Genomic DNA, 17,614 nt, shown 5'->3' on the forward strand with positions numbered 1-17,614 from the left:
ATGTGAGGGCACGCCGATGCTCGGGCTCTGAAACAACTTTCCCTCTTCCCTTGACGGCAACACGCTTACCCCGGTATATCTCTTAATCACCCGATTAAGTTAATCACCTGATTAAGAGCTTCAGCTCGACGGTTCCACTGCAGATTTCCCCCGCGTCACTTACTCAAGGTGCACGGCCAGAAGCAGATTGGAGACTTCGGTGTCAGTTCGCGCAACCGCGTCCTCGAACGTGTCCGCGTCGCGCGCAGGCCGCCCATCCCGCGCCGGCCACCGCGTGAGCGTTCTCGATGTGGTGCAGGAAACCCGCGATGCCAAATCGTTCACCCTGGAACCATCGAGTGAGATCGCGCCGCAGTACCGCTACCGTGCCGGACAATTCCTGACCTTCCGATTCACAATCGACGGCGAGACCCACCTCCGGTCCTACTCGCTGTCGTCGTCACCTGCGGTCGACCACCGCATGACCGTCACAGTGAAGCGAGTGCACGGTGGCGCGGTCTCGAACTGGATCAACGACACGGTACGACCCGGCGACGAGCTGGACGCGACACTGCCCGCCGGCGATTTCGTCCTCGACGACTCCTGTCGGGACATCGTCGCCTATGCCGGTGGAAGCGGAATCACGCCGATCATCTCGATCGTCAAAACCGCGTTGGCAACAACAGACCGGCGAATCCACGTCCTCGACGCGCATCGAACACGCGAATCCGCTTTGTTCGCCACCGAGCTCGACCATCTCGCTGCTCGTCACCCGAGTCGGCTGAACGTGGCCCATCACCGCGACGACGAATCCGGAATCATCGGCGCACACGACGTGCATCGCATTCGAAACCGGGCCGACGACGCCGAGATCTACATCTGCGGCCCCACCGCGTTCATGGATCTCGTCGAGCACACCTTCCGTAACACCGATTGCCCGGCGTCCCGAATCCACATCGAACGCTTCACTCCGCGAACAGAACACGACGCCTTCGCAGCGCCGGACAGCCCTCGGCAGGTGGCGATGACCGTCGAACTCGGACGTCGCATCGAAACCCGAGAGATCAGAGGCGATGCGACGGTCCTCCAAGCCGCACGCGCCATGGGCCTGAGACCACCGTCCACCTGCGAGGCCGGCACCTGCGGCACCTGCATCGCCCAGGTCGTCGAGGGGTCCGCCACGATGCGCAACAACGAGGCATTGACCGAAGACGAGGTGACAGAGGGGCTGGTGCTGACCTGCCAGGCCGTCGCAACCAGCACGCGCGTCCACGTCGTCTACGAATAGAGGAGCAAGGCATGACCAGCCCGCACATACTCGGCGACACCGCGCCAACGAGCACACGTTCACCGTATACACGCGGACGCGTCGCGGTGGTCACCGGCGGCGCATCCGGAATGGGTCTGTCCATCTGCCGACAGTTCGCCGCCACGGGACACAAGGTCGCCGTCCTCGACCTCGACGGCGAGGCCGCACACCGCGTCGCCGACGAGTTGGCCGCCGACGGTGCTACCGCGAGCGGATACGACGTCGACGTCGCCGACCGGCCGGTGGTGGATGACGCCCTGGGCAAGGTCCGTGCCGCATTCGGGTCGATCGACATCCTGGTGACCAGCGCGGGGGTCGTCGCATTCGACACCTTCACCGACATCTCCGAAGACTCGTGGAACAAGGTCCTCGCAGTGAATCTGACAGGGACATTCAATTGTGTTCAGGCGGCGGTCCCTGACATGGTCGAGCAGCATTGGGGTCGCATCGTCACAATCTCGTCGTCGAGCGCGCAACGCGGATCCCCACGGATGATTCACTACACCGCTTCCAAGGGCGGCGTCATCGCGATGACGAAAGGGCTGGCACGCGAGTACGCGCCGTTCGGGATCACCGTCAACAACATTCCGCCGTCGGCGATCGACACACCCATGTCGCGCAGTTCTCAAGCCTCCGGGCATTACGCCGACAACGACACGCTCGCCAAGTCGGTGCCGGTCGGCCGGATGGGAACCGGCGAGGACATCGCCGCAGCATGCTGTTTCCTGTGCAGCGACGCCGCCGGGTTCATCACCGGCCAGGTCCTCGGCGTGAACGGCGGAACCGTCATATGAGGGCAACACCCACCGGGCGCTTGGCGCCGCTCCCGCTGGCTCACTGGGCCCCCGGATCCCGTGAGATCTTGTGCGGACATGTGAAGGCCGCGGACCGCTACCTGTCCGACACACCCGAGTGCTCTCCGCTTCCCAATGTTCTGGGGCTCCTGGGCCATCACCCCGAACTGGGCGGCGCCTGGCTGGCCTACAACGGGGTGCTCCTCGACAATCCCACTCTCGATCCGCGGCTTCGCGAACTCATGATCCTGCGCATTTCCTGGCGGACTCGCGCGGCCTACGAGTGGGCCCAGCATGTCGTGGCGGCACGAGCACACGGCATCACCGACGACGAGATCACCCGAATCGGACTCGGCGCAGACGCCGGAGTCTGGACCCCACTGGAATCGTCGCTGCTCGCCGCTATCGATCAGCTCATCGACCACCATCAGGTCGATGACAGCACCTGGGCGCTGCTCGAAGACTCGCTCGAGCCCAGGCAACTTCTCGAAGCACTGTTCGTCGCCGGCACGTATGTGTGCCTCGCCATGGTCTTCAACAGCGTGGCGCTCCCACTCGATCCGAGCATCGATCTCACCGCGATACCCGAACTTCCGGAATTGGAGGACCAGTCATGACCCAGTGGCCGAGACCACCCGAAGGTACGTGGACGCAGCACTATCCGGATCTGGGCACCGGCCCCATCTCGTTCGAGGACTCGGTGTCGCCCGAGTTCTATGAACTCGAACGGGAAGCGATATTCAAACGCGCCTGGCTCCACCTGGGCCGCGTCGAGCAGATTCCTCGCACCGGAAGCTACTTCACCAGAGAAATCGAGGTTGCCGGCACATCCATCCTCGTCGTCCGGGACGGTGGAGGAGTCGTCCGTGCATTCCACAATGTATGCCGTCACCGGGGAAACAAGCTGGTATGGAACGACTTCCCGAACGACGAGGTAGACGGCACCTGCCGTCAGTTCACCTGCAAGTACCACGGTTGGCGCTACGGCCTCGACGGCTCGCTGGCATTCGTACAGCAAGAAGACGAGTTCTTCGACCTCGACAAGGACGCCTACGGCCTGGTTCCCGTGCACTGCGACGTGTGGGCCGGATTCATCTTCATCAACCTGGCCGAACAACCCGAGCAGTCGTTGACCGAGTTCCTCGGCCCGATGATCACAGCCCTCGACGGCTACCCCTTCGAAAAAATCACCGAGCGGTACGAGTTCACCGCGCGCAACGGCAGCAACTGGAAGCTCTTCGCCGATGCCTTCCAGGAGTACTACCACGTGCCCGGCCTCCATTCCCAGCAGGTGCCGACCGCGGTGAGGAACCCGAAGAAGGGCTTCGAGTGCGCGCACTTCCAGCTCGACGGCCCGCATCGGATGACCAGCACCGGAGGACCCCGACGCTGGACACTGCCGCCCGAGTTCATGTATCCCATCGAACGCGTCACCCGCAGCGGCCTGGTCGGCCCCTGGGAATCCCCCGATCTCGGCCACACACCACCGGGGCTCAATCCGGGCGGGATCGACCCGTGGGGAATCGACAACTTCCAGATCTTCCCGAACGTGGAGATCCTCATCTACCGAGGCTGGTACCTGCTCTACCAGTACTGGCCGACGTCCCACAACACCCACCGATTCGAAGGCGTGCTCTGCTTCCAACCCGCCACCTCGGCCCGCGAGCGCGTCGAACACGAGGTCGCGTCGGTGGTCTTCAAGGAGTTCGCGCTGCAGGACGCCGGCATGCTCGACGGCACCCAGACCGCGCTCGAAGCTGCGTACTACTCGGCCGGTGTCCACGAATTCGTCGTCAACGATCAGGAAATCCTCGTCCGGCATTTCCACAAGGTCGTCGGCGACTGGGTGCGCGCATATCAGCAAGCGAATACGGAGGTCCCGGCATGACCGCACCCAGGTTGCTTCCCCCCGAGTTCGCGGAGTTCGAGAACTACGCCCAGACCTGGTGCCTCGCAACCGAACGCGAACGGTATGCCCAGCGGATGAGCAGTTCGATGAGCGAGATGCTGCCCTTCTACAACGCATTCTTCCCGCAACTCGAAGAGGCCGTCGCCTACTGCGACAAGTTCCCACTCGACGACATGCCCGACGACGCGGTGAACCTCCTGCACCTCGTGTACTCGTTGGTCACCGTGTCGATGTCGGTCGAGATCTTCCATCAGCCCAAGGTCGTGGACAGTGCTGCCGCCCGCATCGACCGGGTGAAGGAACCGTTCCCATGACCTTCCGGAAACAACTGCCACCGCGCGACACCGACACGCGCACATGACGAGCTTCGCGAAAGCGGGTATTCATGAACACACTCACCATCCGACGTCTCAGCAAACGAGTCGGTGCAGAAATCATCGGCGTCGACCGAGACACGCTCCTCGACGACGAGACGCTCCCCGACCACATCCTCGAGCTCCTCGAGGAACACGGCGTCCTGGTCTTCCGTGACCTACATCTGGACGCGCAGACCCAGGTCGCGTTCGCCCGCACACTCGGCGACATCGACACGTCCCCAGGACACCATGCCGTCGAAGGCATCTACCGGGTCAGCCTCGATACCGCAAAGAACACCTCGGCGAGTTATCTGCGCGCAACCTTCGACTGGCACATCGACGGCTGCACAGCAGACGGCGATATCCACCCTCAACACGCAACCATCCTCAGTGCCCATGCCGTCGCCGCGCGCGGCGGAGAGACGGAGTTCGCCAGCACCTACGACGCATACGATGCCCTCGGCGACGACGAGAAGACGGACCTGCTCGGCCTGCGCGTCATCCATTCGCTCGAGGCCTCACAACGACTGGTCACCCCCGACCCGACACCCGAGCAGCTGGCGGTGTGGCGCGCGCGGCCACCCAAGGTGCATCCCCTGGTGTGGACCCACCGAACGGGCCGCCGCTCACTGGTCCTCGGTGCCTCCACAGACCACGTCGTCGGACAAGACATCGACGAGAGTCGCGCACTGCTCGACGACCTCCTCCGACGCTGCACCCTCCCCGACCGGGTGTATCGGCACACCTGGTCTGTCGGCGACACCGTCATCTGGGACAACCGCGGTGTAATCCACCGGGCTGCCCCCTACGAACCCGACTCCGAGCGCGAAATGCTCAGGACCACCGTGCTCGGAGACGAACCGATCCAATGACCCTCCCAATTCGTTAGTGCACCTCGATTCGACAGCCCACCGCCCACCAGAGGAGTACCGCATGTCCCGCTGGCCGAAGCCCGCCGAAGGAAGCTGGACCGAGCACTATTCGCAGCTCGGCACTGCACCGATGTCGTACGACGACTCCACCAGTCCCGAATTCTACGAGCTCGAACGCGAAGCGATCTTCAAGCGCGCGTGGCTGAACGTGGGCCGCATCGAGCAGGTCCCCCGCACAGGTAGCTACTTCACGAAGGAGATCAACGCCGCCAAGACCTCCATCATCATCGTGCGTGGCTCCGACGGGGAGGTACGCGCCTTCCACAACATCTGCCGGCACAGAGGAAACAAGCTGGTGTGGAACGACTTCCCCAACGAGGAAACCTCAGGGACGTGCCGCCAGTTCACCTGCAAATACCACGGATGGCGTTACGGCCTGGACGGCGCGCTGTCCTTCGTGCAACAGGAGGAGGAGTTCTTCGACCTCGACAAGGACGCCTACGGCCTGGTTTCCGTGCACTGCGACGTGTGGGCCGGCTTCATCTTCGTCAACCTCGCGAAGCAACCGGAGCAATCACTGACCGATTTCCTCGGTCCGATGGTGACCGCACTTGATGGCTACCCGTTCGGCAACCTCACCGAACGATTCTCGTATCGTGCTGAAATCAAGGCGAATTGGAAACTCTACATGGACGCCTTCCAAGAGTTCTATCACGCGCCGATCCTGCACGGCAGGCAGTCTCCCGCCAAGTTCTCGGCCGCGGCCGCCCAGGCGGGATTCGAAGCACCCCACTACCAATTGGACGGACCACATCGCCTCGTGAGCACCTCGGGTGTGGTGACGTGGGAGCTCGATTCGGACATGCGCAAACCGATGGAAGACATCACGCGCAGTGGACTGTTCGGTCCGTGGGACGTTCCGGACCTGGGTGTCGCCGAAATGCCGCCGGGACTCAACCCCGCCAAGTGCGACCCGTGGGGCCTCGACTCCTTCCAGTTGTGGCCCAACTTCACCATCCTGGTGTGGTCGAGTGGCTGGTACGTCACCTACCAGTACTGGCCGACGTCCCACAACACCCACATCTTCGAAGGCAACGCGTACTTCGTTCCCGCCCGGACAGCGAGGGAGCGGGTAGCCCACGAGATGGCCGCAGTGACGTTCAAGGAATATGCACTCCAAGACAGCAACACCCTCGAGGCGACACAGTCGATGCTCGAATCCGGCGTCGTCTCCGCGTTTCCCCTCAACGACCAGGAGATCCTGCTGCGCCACCTACACCATGTGGCAGCGCAGTGGGTGGACGACTACCGGAACGACAAAGCAGAGGAGCTCACCCGATGACCACTGCCATGCTGCCCGACGAGTTCCACGATCTCGAGCCGTACGCGAGCACATGGTGCCTCGGCTCCGAGCCGGAACGATATGCCGCACGGCTCGCCGGCTCCATGGAGGAGATGCAGGCGTTCTACGACGCGATCTCGCCGCGCGCAGAGGCCGCGATCGCGTACTGCGACAAGTTCTCGCTCGACGACCTACCCTCCGACGTGCAGAACCTCATCTACCTGCTGTATTCGATGATCATGGTGTCGTTCCCGGTGGAGGTGTGGAGCCAGCCCCGGGTGCCCGATTCCGGCGCGGCCATGCTCGAATGCGTGATCGAGCCGACGCCATGACCGGCCTGCCGACGATCGTCCGCGCCGCCCGTCTGCTCGATGTCACCACCGGGGTAATGCACCACGGGGCCACGGTGGTGGTCGAAGGCAACCTCATCGCCGCAGTGAACCCGACCGAAGAACCTGCTGCCGGCACCGTAGTCGACCTCGGCGACGTCACCCTGCTTCCGGGGCTCATGGACATGGAGGTGAACCTGCTCATCGGCGGGCCCGACACCCCCACCGGGCTGCCCAATCCGATGCACGGCGTCCAGGACGATCCCGTCTACCGCACGCTACGCGCCACCGAGAACGCCCGAACCACGCTCGCGGCCGGCTTCACGACGGTCCGCAACCTCGGACTCATGGTCAAGACCGGCGGGTATCTCCTGGACGTCGACCTGGGCAGAGCCGTCGAGCAAGGCTGGGTGCAGGGGCCGCGCATCGTGGGTGCAGGCCACGCCATCACCCCCACGGGTGGGCATCTCGATCCGCGGATGTTCCAGCGCCTCGCACCACACATCATGCCGCTCTCGCCCGACGAGGGCATGGCGAACGGAGTCCCCGAAGTCCGCCGGGCCGTGCGTTACCAGATCCAGTACGGTGCCGAAGTCATCAAGATCTCGGCGTCGGGCGGCGTGATGTCCCACAGCACGGCCGCGGGTGCACAGCAGTATTCCGACGAAGAACTCGAGGCGATCGTCGACGAGGCACATCGGGCGGGTGTGAAGGTCGCCGCGCATGCCCACGGTGATGCCGGAATCCGGGCGTGCATCCGCGCGGGAGTCGACTGCATCGAGCACGGTTCCCTCGCATCCGACGACACCATCGCCATGATGGTCGAGCACGGTACATTTCTCGTCCCCACGAGCTATCTGTCCGAGGGGCTCGACGTGTCGAAAGCAGCGCCCGCGCTGCAGAAGAAGGCTGCCGAGGTATTCCCGCAAGCGCGTCGCACTCTCACCAAGGCCATCCACGCCGGTGTCAGGATCGCGTGTGGGACGGATGCGCCCGCGATCCCGCATGGCCAGAACGCCATGGAATTGTGGGCTTTGGTCGATCGCGGCATGACCCCGCTCCAGGCGATCCGGGCCGCGACGCTCACCAGCGCGGACCTCATCGGCGTCGAAGACCGCGGACGCCTCGAGGCCGGCCTGCTCGCAGACATCATCGCCGTGCCGGGTGATCCCACCGAAGACATCACGGCGCTACAGGACGTGCAGTTCGTGATGAAGGACGGGCACGTCCACAAGAACACTCGGGTTGCCGAACTCGTCAACCTCGAACCTGTCACGCAGCGCTGAACATTCACCCGTTACGAGGAGGTGGCACATGCCCAAGGGAATCATGTACGTCGAATCACGACCGAAGTCGCCAGAGGACGAGGCCGCGTACCACGAGTGGTACAACGAGCGTCACCTCAGCGAAATTTCCGCTATCGACGGTGTTGTGGCGGCGCGCCGATACGCACCCCTTGACAACACCGGCCCGTACATCGCCATCTACGAGCTCGACGCACACGATCTCGATGCCGTACGGAGCAGGCTGACGGAAAGCCTCCGATCTGGAGAGATGTCTCCTCCGGTCGGTGTTCAATTGTCCCCTCCACCGACCACTCTCTACTACCGCGAGATCGTCTCGTACGTCCCCTGACCGGCAATGCGACCAACGGCGGCCGCACCCGCCGACGCAGGAGATCACATGCACGAGCACACCCGCCTCTACATCGGCGGCGACTGGGTCGTCCCCAGTAGCACCGACGTGATCGACGTCGTCTCACCACACAGCGAAGAGACCATCGCACGCGTGGCGGCCCCCGCGACAGCCGACATCGACCGGGCCGTGAGCGCCGCTCGCCACGCATTCGACGAAGGGCCGTGGCCGCACACCAGCCCCGAGGAACGGGTTGGCGTCGTCCGGAAGCTACTCGGGCTGTACGAACCGCGTCGCGACGAGCTCGCGGAACTCGTCACTTCCGAGATGGGTGCGCCGATCACATTCTCGGCGTCGGCGCATGCGCGACTTCCCGGCGTGTTGATGTCCAGCTTCGCCGACCTCGCCGAGAAACACCCGTGGGAAGAAGCTCGACGAGGATTCCTCGGGAACGATGTCGTGGTCCGCAAGCGCCCGGTCGGTGTGGCAGCCGGGATCATCCCGTGGAACATGCCGATGTTCCTCACGGTGATCAAACTGATCCCGCCGTTGCTGGCCGGCTGCTCCGTCGTGCTCAAACCGTCGCCGGAAACCCCGTTGAATGCGTATTTCCTCGCCGAGCTTCTCGAGCACGCCGGCGTGCCCAGCGGTGTTGTCAGCGTCCTTCCCGGCGGACGGGAGATCGGCGAGTACCTCGTCGCCCATCCGGGTATCGACACAGTGTCGTTCACCGGGTCGACGGAGTCCGGCAAACAGGTGGCCACAGCGTGTGCGGCCGGTCTCAAACGGGTGAGTCTGGAACTGGGTGGTAAGTCGGCCGCGATCGTCCTCGACGATGCCGATCCCGAACGGGTTGCCGCCGGCATCACAGTGGCCGGTCTGATGAACGGCGGCCAGGCATGCGTCGCGCAAACACGCGTCCTGGTACCGGAATCCCGGTACGACGACCACGTCGACGCACTCGCGACGATGCTGCAAGCGCTGCACGTAGGCGACCCCTTCGCCCCCGCCACACAAGTCGGCCCGATGGTGAGCCGCCGACAACAACACCGGATCCGCAACTACATCGAGTTGGGCGACAAGGAGGGCGCGCGGCGGGTGGTAGGCGGCAGCAGCATGCCGACAGGTATGGACCGCGGTTGGTACATCCGGCCGACACTGTTCGCCGATGTCGACAACTCGATGCGAATAGCGCGGGAAGAGATCTTCGGACCCGTGCTGACCGTCATCCCCTACACCGACGACACCGATGCCGTTCGCATAGCCGACGACAGCGAGTACGGGTTGTCCGGGTCGGTGTGGACACCCGATCTCGACCGGGGCATCGGTGTCGCGCGGAGCGTACGTACCGGCACCTTCGGTGTGAACGAGGCCTACAGTATGGATCCCGCCGCGCCCTTCGGGGGCGTGAAAATGAGTGGCCACGGACGCGAATTCGGGCCCGAAGGTCTCGATGAGTACCTCGAAACCCAGTCGCTCTCCGTCGTCGCGCACTGACTCTCCACGACCCGAACGCATCGTCGGCCCGCACGTGCCGCATTCGATATGAGAGGCAACGAATGTCCCGAAAACTACGCCCCCATCTTGCAGCGCTTGCCGCTGCCTGCAGCGTCGTACTGTTCACCGCGGCGTGCGGCGCATCGGATCCCGACAACGCGACACACGTGTCCGGTGAGCCGGTCGCGGGAGGCACCCTCGAGGCAATCCAACTCACCGAACCCCGGTCTCTCGATCCTGCGAAGCTGAACAACACCTGGGTGCATCAGAGTCTCGTCGGCAACGCGCTGTACGGGGCGTTGATCACCAACGACACCGAAACCCTGGAAACGACATTCGATCTGGCCGCTGATTTCTCGACCGCGGACGGCGGTGCGACGTTCACCCTGGAACTCCGTCCCGGTCTCACCTTCACAGACGGCACCCCGCTGGACGCCGCAGCAGTGAAATACAACTGGGACAGGTTGCTCGACCCGGCCGTCGGCTCCGAGGCCATCCGGCAGGCCTCGCAGATTGCGACGAGCGAGGTAGTGAGCCCCACAACCCTCGAGATCACCATGGTGGCGCCGAATCCTCACTATCCCGAAGCAGCGATGGCAAGCAGCATGAACTGGATCGCCTCGCCTACTGCGCTGGAGAAGGGACGTGAGGCATTCGACGTCGATCCAGTTGGGGCAGGACCGTTCACGTTCACCGAGTGGAGACGCGGTGATGTGATCAAGCTCGAGAAGAACCCCGACTACTACGACGCGCCGAAACCGTATCTGGATGCGATTGAGGTGCGCACGGTCGCCGACGTCAATCAGCGCGCAAACACAATGCTGGCCGGAGGCGCCGATCTCTCGTCGGAGACCAATCGAGGCAACATCCTGAAGGCGGACGAAGCTGGGCTATCGACCGAGATCGTGCCCACCGGTGGTGGACTGTTCATGGGGATGAACTTCCGCCAAGCGCCTTTCGATGACGAGCGTGCTCGTCGCGCAGTGGCGCTTGCCGTGGATGCCGAAGCGGTCAACAACGCTGTCTACAAGGGCGAAGGCCTGGTTCCTGTGACCCTGTACCCCGAGGAATCTCCGTACTACGAGGACCTCCCATTCCCGGAACCCGACCCGGAGACTGCTCAGCAACTGTTCGATGAACTTGCAGCAGAAGGTAAACCGGTGGAGTTCACAATCCTCGCCTACTCGACAGTCGAGCTCAAAGGCGTCGCCGAAGCTATTCAGGCACAGCTCAGCGCGTTCGACAATGTCGACGTGAAAGTGGATGCACTGGAGTTCGTCCAAGCTGCGCAGCGGGTCACCACCCGAGACTTCGGCATGGCCGTAACGTCCGCGGTCGCCCAAGACCCCGATTTCGCGTTGTGGACCTCGTTTCATTCCGCGTCAGAGGTCGGCAATGTTGCCGGCGTCAACGACCCTGAACTCGATGCTGCCCTGGACGCCGGTCGTATTGCCACCTCCGTCGAAGACCGCAAGGCGGCGTACGCGAATGTGCAGGAACGGTTGCTCGCCCTCAACCCGGGAATCTGGTACGCACGAGCGACACCGTCTGTGGTGTGGGACGAGACCGTACACGGCGTGGATGTGTACACGCTCGGTTCGATCATGCCCGAAGAACTCTGGATCGCCGGGTAGGGCCGATGGGTACCGAACGATGGCCGGCTGGGATCTCACCGTCGTCGTCTCGGACCCTTGGAACAGTTGTCCTGTTCGTATCCTCGGCGGAACGTGTGGCCCGGTCGAGCAGTATCACGTGAGCCGGGCGGCACGCGCGTTCAAGTTGTATGCGCTCCAGGCCGCCATTGAATCAGCCGGATCCCTCGACACTCCAGAAGTTTTCCTCGATCATGCCGCCCTCGTCAACCGACCAGAGGGGTCGGTCCCGGAGCTTCCCGAAGTCATGCCATAGGTGGTTGCTGTTGTCCTCGATGAGCACCGCCCGCACGGCTGCCGCAAACCAAGTGCGCGATGGCGGGCGCGTGCACATTGGAAGCATCTCACCGACGCATGGCAGGAAAGGATGTCAGAACGGCCCCCGCAGTCTGGATATTGCACGCTGCGCGTCGGCCACCCGCTGCTCGTACCACCCCTCGACGAACGCGGCATACGCTTCGCGGGCCATGTCGACGGTGCGGTCGCGGAACTCCATCAGTTCGGCACTCACTGCCGCCTGAACCCCGCGACGGTCTCGTGGTCCGAGGTTCCATGGCTCCGGCAGGATCTCCGCAGCAACCTCGTCGAGAATCCCGCGCCGTTCGGAGTCGGACCCCACAATGAAATGTGCCAGTACACCGACTGTTTCGGACACCAGCACCACATCAGGTGAGCCGGGCGAACTCAATACCGCGTAGGCGATCAGCCAATTCTCGTCCAAGGCGCCGGCTTGCGCGAGCTCGACGATCGAGTCGACGACGAACCGGTCGTTGAGCTCGATCGCATCGGCAAGTGCAGCAACGTGTCTCGGAGGGAGCACTGGAAGCACCGCAGAGCGGGCCTTCGCAGCGATGATGAATACCGCCAACCCGGCGAGCACGTCATCCGGTAGGTCGGCTTCGTAGTGCCGGGCATAGTCGGTGATCGTCGGCAGACCGTACCGACCGAGGTCGCGGTCCAGTTCCTGTTCTGATATCCCGTCCCAGCTGTTCCTCAAACGGATCAATGCCCACGCCCCGGCAAGCGCGTCATGATGCGGATCTTCTTGCCATGGCGCGGAACCCGCATGGTCCAGCAGGTTCAGGATGTGCCGGGCAAGCAATTCGACGTCTGTGCTCCACGGTTCACACACCACGGCGTCCTGAAGGAAGCGCGGGGCGACCACACTCGGATAGGTCTGGACCATCTGGCGCCATTCGGCAGCGGTCCACTGCTGAGCGGCGACGACGTTGTCGAGCCCCGGGATCGCCCCCGAACCTTCGTTGAGTTCGTAGAACGCGCGCCATAGCGCGACAACCGCCAGTTCGCTTCGCACCCGCGCCCCCACCCCCCGTTCTGAGAGGGCGAAGACCCCTTCGGCGATGATGACGCTCTGAGTGGTACTCACCAGGCTCGGATCCGCCGCGAAGTCGTCGAACGTGGGTGTCGTGGTCACGCTGCTCGCAACGAACGCCAACACGGACGGTTCGAGTCGAGACCCGAGCGGCCTGCCGATGAAGTCGAAGTGCGTGATGACGGCAGGCTGCAGATAGTCGATGCACGTGGATCGGCCGACGGGGCCGACCTCCGCTACGAGTTGCGGACCCTGGGTTTCGTCGCACAGTACGGGCACCACCACGAGCTCGAGGATGTCGAGGGTCAGCTCATTGCCGCGATCGCTCATGAGATCGGCTCGGATGATCGCATCGAGCGCCTGGAGTGCCGCGACCGCCAGGTCTTCGATCTCATGTGCGAAGTACAGACGGTTTCGCAGTGCACCGAGAAAGCGGTCGGCCTCCGTCACGAGCTCGGGAGTCCGATCGCAGTACTCGAGTAGGGCGCGATGCGAAGGGTCGGCGTTGCTGAACCATGCACGATCGTGGAACACGCGGTAGGCGAAAACGCGTCCGGCGAGGGTACGCACCACCGGAGCCAGCCGGTCGTCGGCGTGCCACCCGCCGAATACTCGGGCAGCCTGCCCCGCGGTGTCGCCGAAACTGCTGTCCACCACGTCGACGATCAGCGACACGAACTCCGACTCCATCGCCGTGTCAGGGCTCTGTTCCAGCAGGACCGTCGTCGCTTCGCCCAACGAGTCGTGCAGGTCGCTGTCCGCTACCACCGCCATCGCCAGCGGCCACATCGGCGACAGGTCGTCGTCTCCCACTTTCGTCGCGATCTCGTCCTGATGGGCAAGGGTGCGGGCGGCAATCGATTCGTCGACCAGGACGATCTGCGCCAGCCCCGACCACGGGGTCACCGGCACCATGTCGCCGTTGTCGACGCAGTGTGGTTCTCCGTCGAGCACGCCGAGGGCCGGTGTTTCGTTCTCGCCGAACACGACGCATCCGGGGGTGTCACCAGGGAGATCTTCGAGGGGGACCGCGACGAGGTGCGCGCCGCGCGCGACGGTGTCGTCGACCGTGTGCAATCGGTCGAAGGTGGACCATCCGAAGCATCGGCTCGTTCCCGGCGACATGAAGTGTGAGACGGCAGCGATCCACCCGGCGGCGCTATCGGTATCCGTGCAGCCGAGCACCACGGGGGAACCACCACGGAATGCCTGAGCAACCGCGTCGAGGAGGACACTGAAGATACCGATCCGCGATGTGCCGGGTTCGAGGAGAAAGTCCAGGGTGGATGCGCGCGAAGCGTCATCGCTCGGCCTTGGTTCCGGGGACGAAAGGATTGCGCCGGCAACCTGGGTGGGCCCGTACGGCGTGAGCCACTCGGCCGAGCGCCATCGTTCGATCGGCCGCAAGGTGCCTGCCGCATCGGTTCGACGATCGAGAAATGCGTGAGCAAAGACATTTCCGAGCCGTCCGGACGGTTCGGCCCCGGCCGGAACGGTGTGCCAGTACAGACCAGTGTTTCCGGTGCCCGGTGTGTACATCAATCGGCGGGGCCGGTTCTCCACTTCCTCGGTGGTCGGGATCCGAGGGACCTGCCGGACGGATTCGAACCGCGTCACTATGCCCGCGAGCAGGGTTTCCTCTTCGTCCGGATCGATGTCGCCGGAGGTCTGTTTGATCTGCCAACCACCGCCGCCGGCGGAGCCGGGACGGTCGAACGAGGTGTAGGTGAGCTGACCGAACCTCGGGTGGTCGGCAACAGAGGTCATGTCACTCCGCCGGTTCGTCGATCCGAGTCCGATCGAGCGACAGCTGCAAGGGGTTGTGGATCACGACAGACGGTGACACCATGACCTGCACCGATTCTGAGACACCACGGGCCATGCCGGGAGGGCGTGCTTCCAGTAGCGCCCGATCGCGACCTGCTCGGGTGCGGTTACGGTGGGATCCATGACCACTGATCCTATGTCAGTGCGATTGCCACCACAGCGAGACCGGTCAGTCGCTATCCTCCACGTCCACCCCGTACCGCACCGCGAGTGCGGCGAGGTCGTCGTCGTATCCCTGACCCACCGCCCGCAACCGCCACTTCCCGGATCGTCGGTAGATTTCGGCGAGGACCATGGTGCGCTCGGTGGTTCCGGCATCGAGGACCGCGGTGGCAGCGGTGCCCGTTTCGCTGTCGACGCTGATGGAGACCGCCCCGAGGTCGCCGAACGTGCGATCTCCATCGATCGCCGCCGCAATCGCAATCCGCTCACACTCATTCGGAATCGATGCCAGGTCGACGCGTATGGACTGCTCACTGCTGCCGTCCATGGTCAGTTCGACCACGCCGTCGTCATAGATCGGGTTGTTGTAGAAGACGAAATCGTCGTCGGTGTCGACTCTTTCATTACTGTCGAGTAAGAAGGTGACAACGTCGACGTCGAACTCGTCGCCGACCGCCTCGGCCTTCCATGCGATGTTCACCGACCACTGCGTGGTCTTCGCCGGAAGGTCGATCACTTCGCCTTGTGAGAGCACCGGCGCCGTCAGACGGGATTCGGTGCGCATGTGCGGCGGGACGACGCCGTTCTCGATCGCGGCATTCACGTCGTCCGAGGTGAGCAACGGCAGCCGGCGATCGTTGACCCGCGACATCCGCTTGTCGGCGTCGGCACCTTCGAGAAGAAGCGCGTCGGTGACGGCGGCCGTGAAATTGAGGGACGGCCGGGCACCGAGCTGCGCGATACGTGAGCGCATCATGACCGCTTCGAGGTGGGTACCACCCAACAGGAGGACGCGACGCCCCGCCCACAACTTGGGCTTCTTGCCCTGGAGCGTCCAGGACTGCGGTTCCGGCGCGGGCGTCGTCGCCGTCGTCACCGGCGTTTCCTGCTGCGGGACGATGTCGATCACCGTCGCCACCTTGGGCTCCCCCGGCGCCACTCCTTCCAGCAGCGCTTCGAGCTGCTGTTCGGTGATGACGGGAATGCCCTCGGCCATGGCCTTGCGCACCTTGGCGGTCTGCACGCCGGCGTCGTTGCAGACGACGACGCTGGTCTGGCGACTCGCGCTGTTGAGGACGTCGAGCCCGGCTTCCGTCATGCGCCCCGCCAACGTCAGCCGCGGCGTGTCGGTGGACCCGCTGATCACGACCTTCATGCCCTGCACGAGTCCCGCTTCGGTGAGACGGCCCGGGTTCTTCCACTGGCACGGCACCCGCTGCACCGAATCCGGGTACACCGACTTCCTGCTGCGGCAGTTCACCACGGGCAGGGGCAGCTGCAGGCTCTCGGCCATGGTGGCGCTGCGCACGAACACCTCGGAGAGCACGCGCGCGTCGTCGTACGCGTCGTGTGCTTGCAACTGCTGGACCTGCCAGTGCTGGGCGAGCGTCGACAGCTGATAGTTGGGTACGTCGAGTTCCAGGCGCCGCGACAGCGCCAGGGTGCAAAGCCGCTGGCCGGCCGGGATCGACCTGCCCGCCCGCCGGAACTCGGCGTCGAGGAATCCGTAGTCGAACGACGCGTTGTGTGCGACGAGGGTGCCGCCGTCGAGGATGTCGGCGAGTTCGCCGGCGATGTCCGTGAACCGGGGCGCATCGGCGAGCCGCTCGCGCGTCAGGTTGTGGATGTGCACCGGGCCGGGGTCGCAGTCGGCGTTGACGAGGGTGGAGAACTCGCGTTCGACGGAACCGTCTTCACGCAGCGCCAAGGCCGCGACGCTGAGCACTCGGTGCGCGTTCGAGCGCAAACCGGATGTCTCGACGTCGACCACGACCCAGCGGTGACCGCGGGGCAGCGTCACGGGCCCGTTCGCATGTACGCGCGTATCGATCACGTCGACCTCCTGATGTCTTCCACGTCGGGATGAAAACCGACATGACCGACATTCTTACCGGACGTCACCGACAGGTTCCAACGCAGGTCGGAGCCGAATCAATTGTGTAACACCACGCTCGGACCCGGCGATATCCAGGGCTTTTCGTTGCCTCGGGCTACACCTACCGATCCTGCTTGCGACGCGGGGCCGCAACGTCGTCGAATGCAGCGTCATCGCCTGCGTTCCACCGGCGGCTCATCATCCCGATCGCACGCGCCGCACGCCGACGTTCACGGCGAAGGTCGCGCACATGCCACTCCCCGCCGTGGCAGAGGGAGCAGGAACAGATTCCGATACCCGTGTACACGAACTCCCAGTGACAGTTCGTGTCGGGAACCGGCTTTTCCGGCTCTTCCGACTTGTTGGGGGTCTGGTGTGACCGATCCGGATCGTGTCGGTGATTGATCGAGGGCTCGCGCCCTTGTGAACTGGGTGTTCCTACGCATCCAGCAGCAACAAAGGCGCGAGCATGACCCAGAGTAGTTCAGTGCTGTTCGGTCTCGACGGCATCGTCGTCGAGACCGTGTCCATCGGCGCCGACGGCACCCGCACCGTCGGTGTGACAACCGACCCACAGTGGGTCGGTACGTGCCCGGCGTGCACCACCGTCTCGACACGGTCGAAGGGATGGGTGACCACCCGGCCCCGCGACATCAAGATCGGACCCGATCGACCGAAGATGTTGTGGCGCAAACGGAAATGGCTATGCAACAACACCTCCTGTGATAGAAAGTCATTCACC

14 protein-coding genes and 1 pseudogene are annotated in these 17,614 nt (G+C 64.0%); 13 read left to right on the forward strand and 2 right to left on the reverse strand.

Going from position 1 to position 17,614, the window contains the following annotated elements; translation table 11 throughout:
• Positions 1 to 199 precede the first annotated feature (199 nt).
• The 12 genes from ACFWB0_RS06270 (at position 200) to ACFWB0_RS06325 (ending at position 11,656) form a co-directional block, all read left to right on the forward strand.
• Positions 200 to 1,267, forward strand: a complete 1,068-nt coding sequence (locus ACFWB0_RS06270; protein ID WP_378489572.1) for a 2Fe-2S iron-sulfur cluster-binding protein — start codon at positions 200 to 202, stop codon at positions 1,265 to 1,267.
• A gap of 11 nt (positions 1,268 to 1,278) precedes the next feature.
• Positions 1,279 to 2,082 carry an SDR family NAD(P)-dependent oxidoreductase gene (locus tag ACFWB0_RS06275; RefSeq protein ID WP_378489573.1) on the forward strand — a complete coding sequence of 268 codons (804 nt, stop codon included), beginning with the start codon at positions 1,279 to 1,281 and terminating at the stop codon, positions 2,080 to 2,082.
• Positions 2,079 to 2,699, forward strand: coding sequence for a carboxymuconolactone decarboxylase family protein (locus tag ACFWB0_RS06280; protein ID WP_378489574.1), 621 nt, complete (start codon positions 2,079 to 2,081; stop codon positions 2,697 to 2,699). The genes ACFWB0_RS06275 and ACFWB0_RS06280 overlap by 4 nt, the downstream gene beginning before the upstream one ends.
• Entirely contained in the window at positions 2,696 to 3,970 is a 1,275-nt protein-coding gene (locus tag ACFWB0_RS06285; RefSeq protein ID WP_378489575.1) for an aromatic ring-hydroxylating dioxygenase subunit alpha, read from the forward strand. Before ACFWB0_RS06280 ends, ACFWB0_RS06285 begins: the two co-directional genes overlap by 4 nt.
• A complete protein-coding gene (locus tag ACFWB0_RS06290) occupies positions 3,967 to 4,305 on the forward strand; it encodes a hypothetical protein (protein ID WP_378489576.1) in 339 nt (112 codons plus the stop codon). Before ACFWB0_RS06285 ends, ACFWB0_RS06290 begins: the two co-directional genes overlap by 4 nt.
• Positions 4,306 to 4,376: 71 nt before the next feature.
• A complete protein-coding gene (locus tag ACFWB0_RS06295) occupies positions 4,377 to 5,219 on the forward strand; it encodes a TauD/TfdA dioxygenase family protein (RefSeq protein ID WP_378489577.1) in 843 nt (280 codons plus the stop codon).
• A 61-nt stretch (positions 5,220 to 5,280) separates the two neighbouring features.
• Positions 5,281 to 6,561: an aromatic ring-hydroxylating dioxygenase subunit alpha gene (locus tag ACFWB0_RS06300; protein ID WP_378489578.1), complete on the forward strand. Its 1,281-nt coding sequence runs from the start codon at positions 5,281 to 5,283 to the stop codon at positions 6,559 to 6,561.
• Positions 6,558 to 6,893 (forward strand): hypothetical protein, encoded by a 336-nt coding sequence (locus tag ACFWB0_RS06305; protein ID WP_378489579.1) that lies wholly within the window; start codon positions 6,558 to 6,560, stop codon positions 6,891 to 6,893. The genes ACFWB0_RS06300 and ACFWB0_RS06305 overlap by 4 nt, the downstream gene beginning before the upstream one ends.
• A complete protein-coding gene (locus ACFWB0_RS06310; protein ID WP_378489591.1) occupies positions 6,890 to 8,176 on the forward strand; it encodes an amidohydrolase family protein in 1,287 nt (428 codons plus the stop codon). The genes ACFWB0_RS06305 and ACFWB0_RS06310 overlap by 4 nt, the downstream gene beginning before the upstream one ends.
• Positions 8,177 to 8,204: 28 nt before the next feature.
• Positions 8,205 to 8,525, forward strand: coding sequence for a hypothetical protein (locus ACFWB0_RS06315; RefSeq protein ID WP_378489580.1), 321 nt, complete (start codon positions 8,205 to 8,207; stop codon positions 8,523 to 8,525).
• Positions 8,526 to 8,573: 48 nt separating this feature from the next.
• Positions 8,574 to 10,022, forward strand: coding sequence for an aldehyde dehydrogenase (locus ACFWB0_RS06320; protein WP_378489581.1), 1,449 nt, complete (start codon positions 8,574 to 8,576; stop codon positions 10,020 to 10,022).
• Between the two features lie 62 nt (positions 10,023 to 10,084).
• Entirely contained in the window at positions 10,085 to 11,656 is a 1,572-nt protein-coding gene (locus tag ACFWB0_RS06325) for an ABC transporter substrate-binding protein (RefSeq protein ID WP_378489582.1), read from the forward strand.
• A gap of 388 nt (positions 11,657 to 12,044) precedes the next feature.
• Here the strand turns inward: ACFWB0_RS06325 and ACFWB0_RS06330 are convergent, their stop codons facing one another.
• Both ACFWB0_RS06330 and ACFWB0_RS06335 read right to left on the reverse strand, forming a co-directional pair.
• Positions 12,045 to 14,774 carry a hypothetical protein gene (locus tag ACFWB0_RS06330; protein WP_378489583.1) on the reverse strand — a complete coding sequence of 910 codons (2,730 nt, stop codon included), beginning with the start codon at positions 14,772 to 14,774 and terminating at the stop codon, positions 12,045 to 12,047.
• Positions 14,775 to 15,003: 229 nt separating this feature from the next.
• Positions 15,004 to 16,830 (reverse strand): TerD family protein, encoded by a 1,827-nt coding sequence (locus ACFWB0_RS06335; protein WP_378489584.1) that lies wholly within the window; start codon positions 16,828 to 16,830, stop codon positions 15,004 to 15,006.
• A gap of 465 nt (positions 16,831 to 17,295) precedes the next feature.
• Between ACFWB0_RS06335 and ACFWB0_RS06340 the strand changes: the two are divergent.
• Positions 17,296 to 17,614: pseudogene (locus tag ACFWB0_RS06340) on the forward strand (transposase family protein); the annotation flags it as partial.

The organism is Rhodococcus sp. NPDC060086 (assembly GCF_042730275.1).
Lineage (GTDB): Bacteria > Actinomycetota > Actinomycetes > Mycobacteriales > Mycobacteriaceae > Rhodococcus.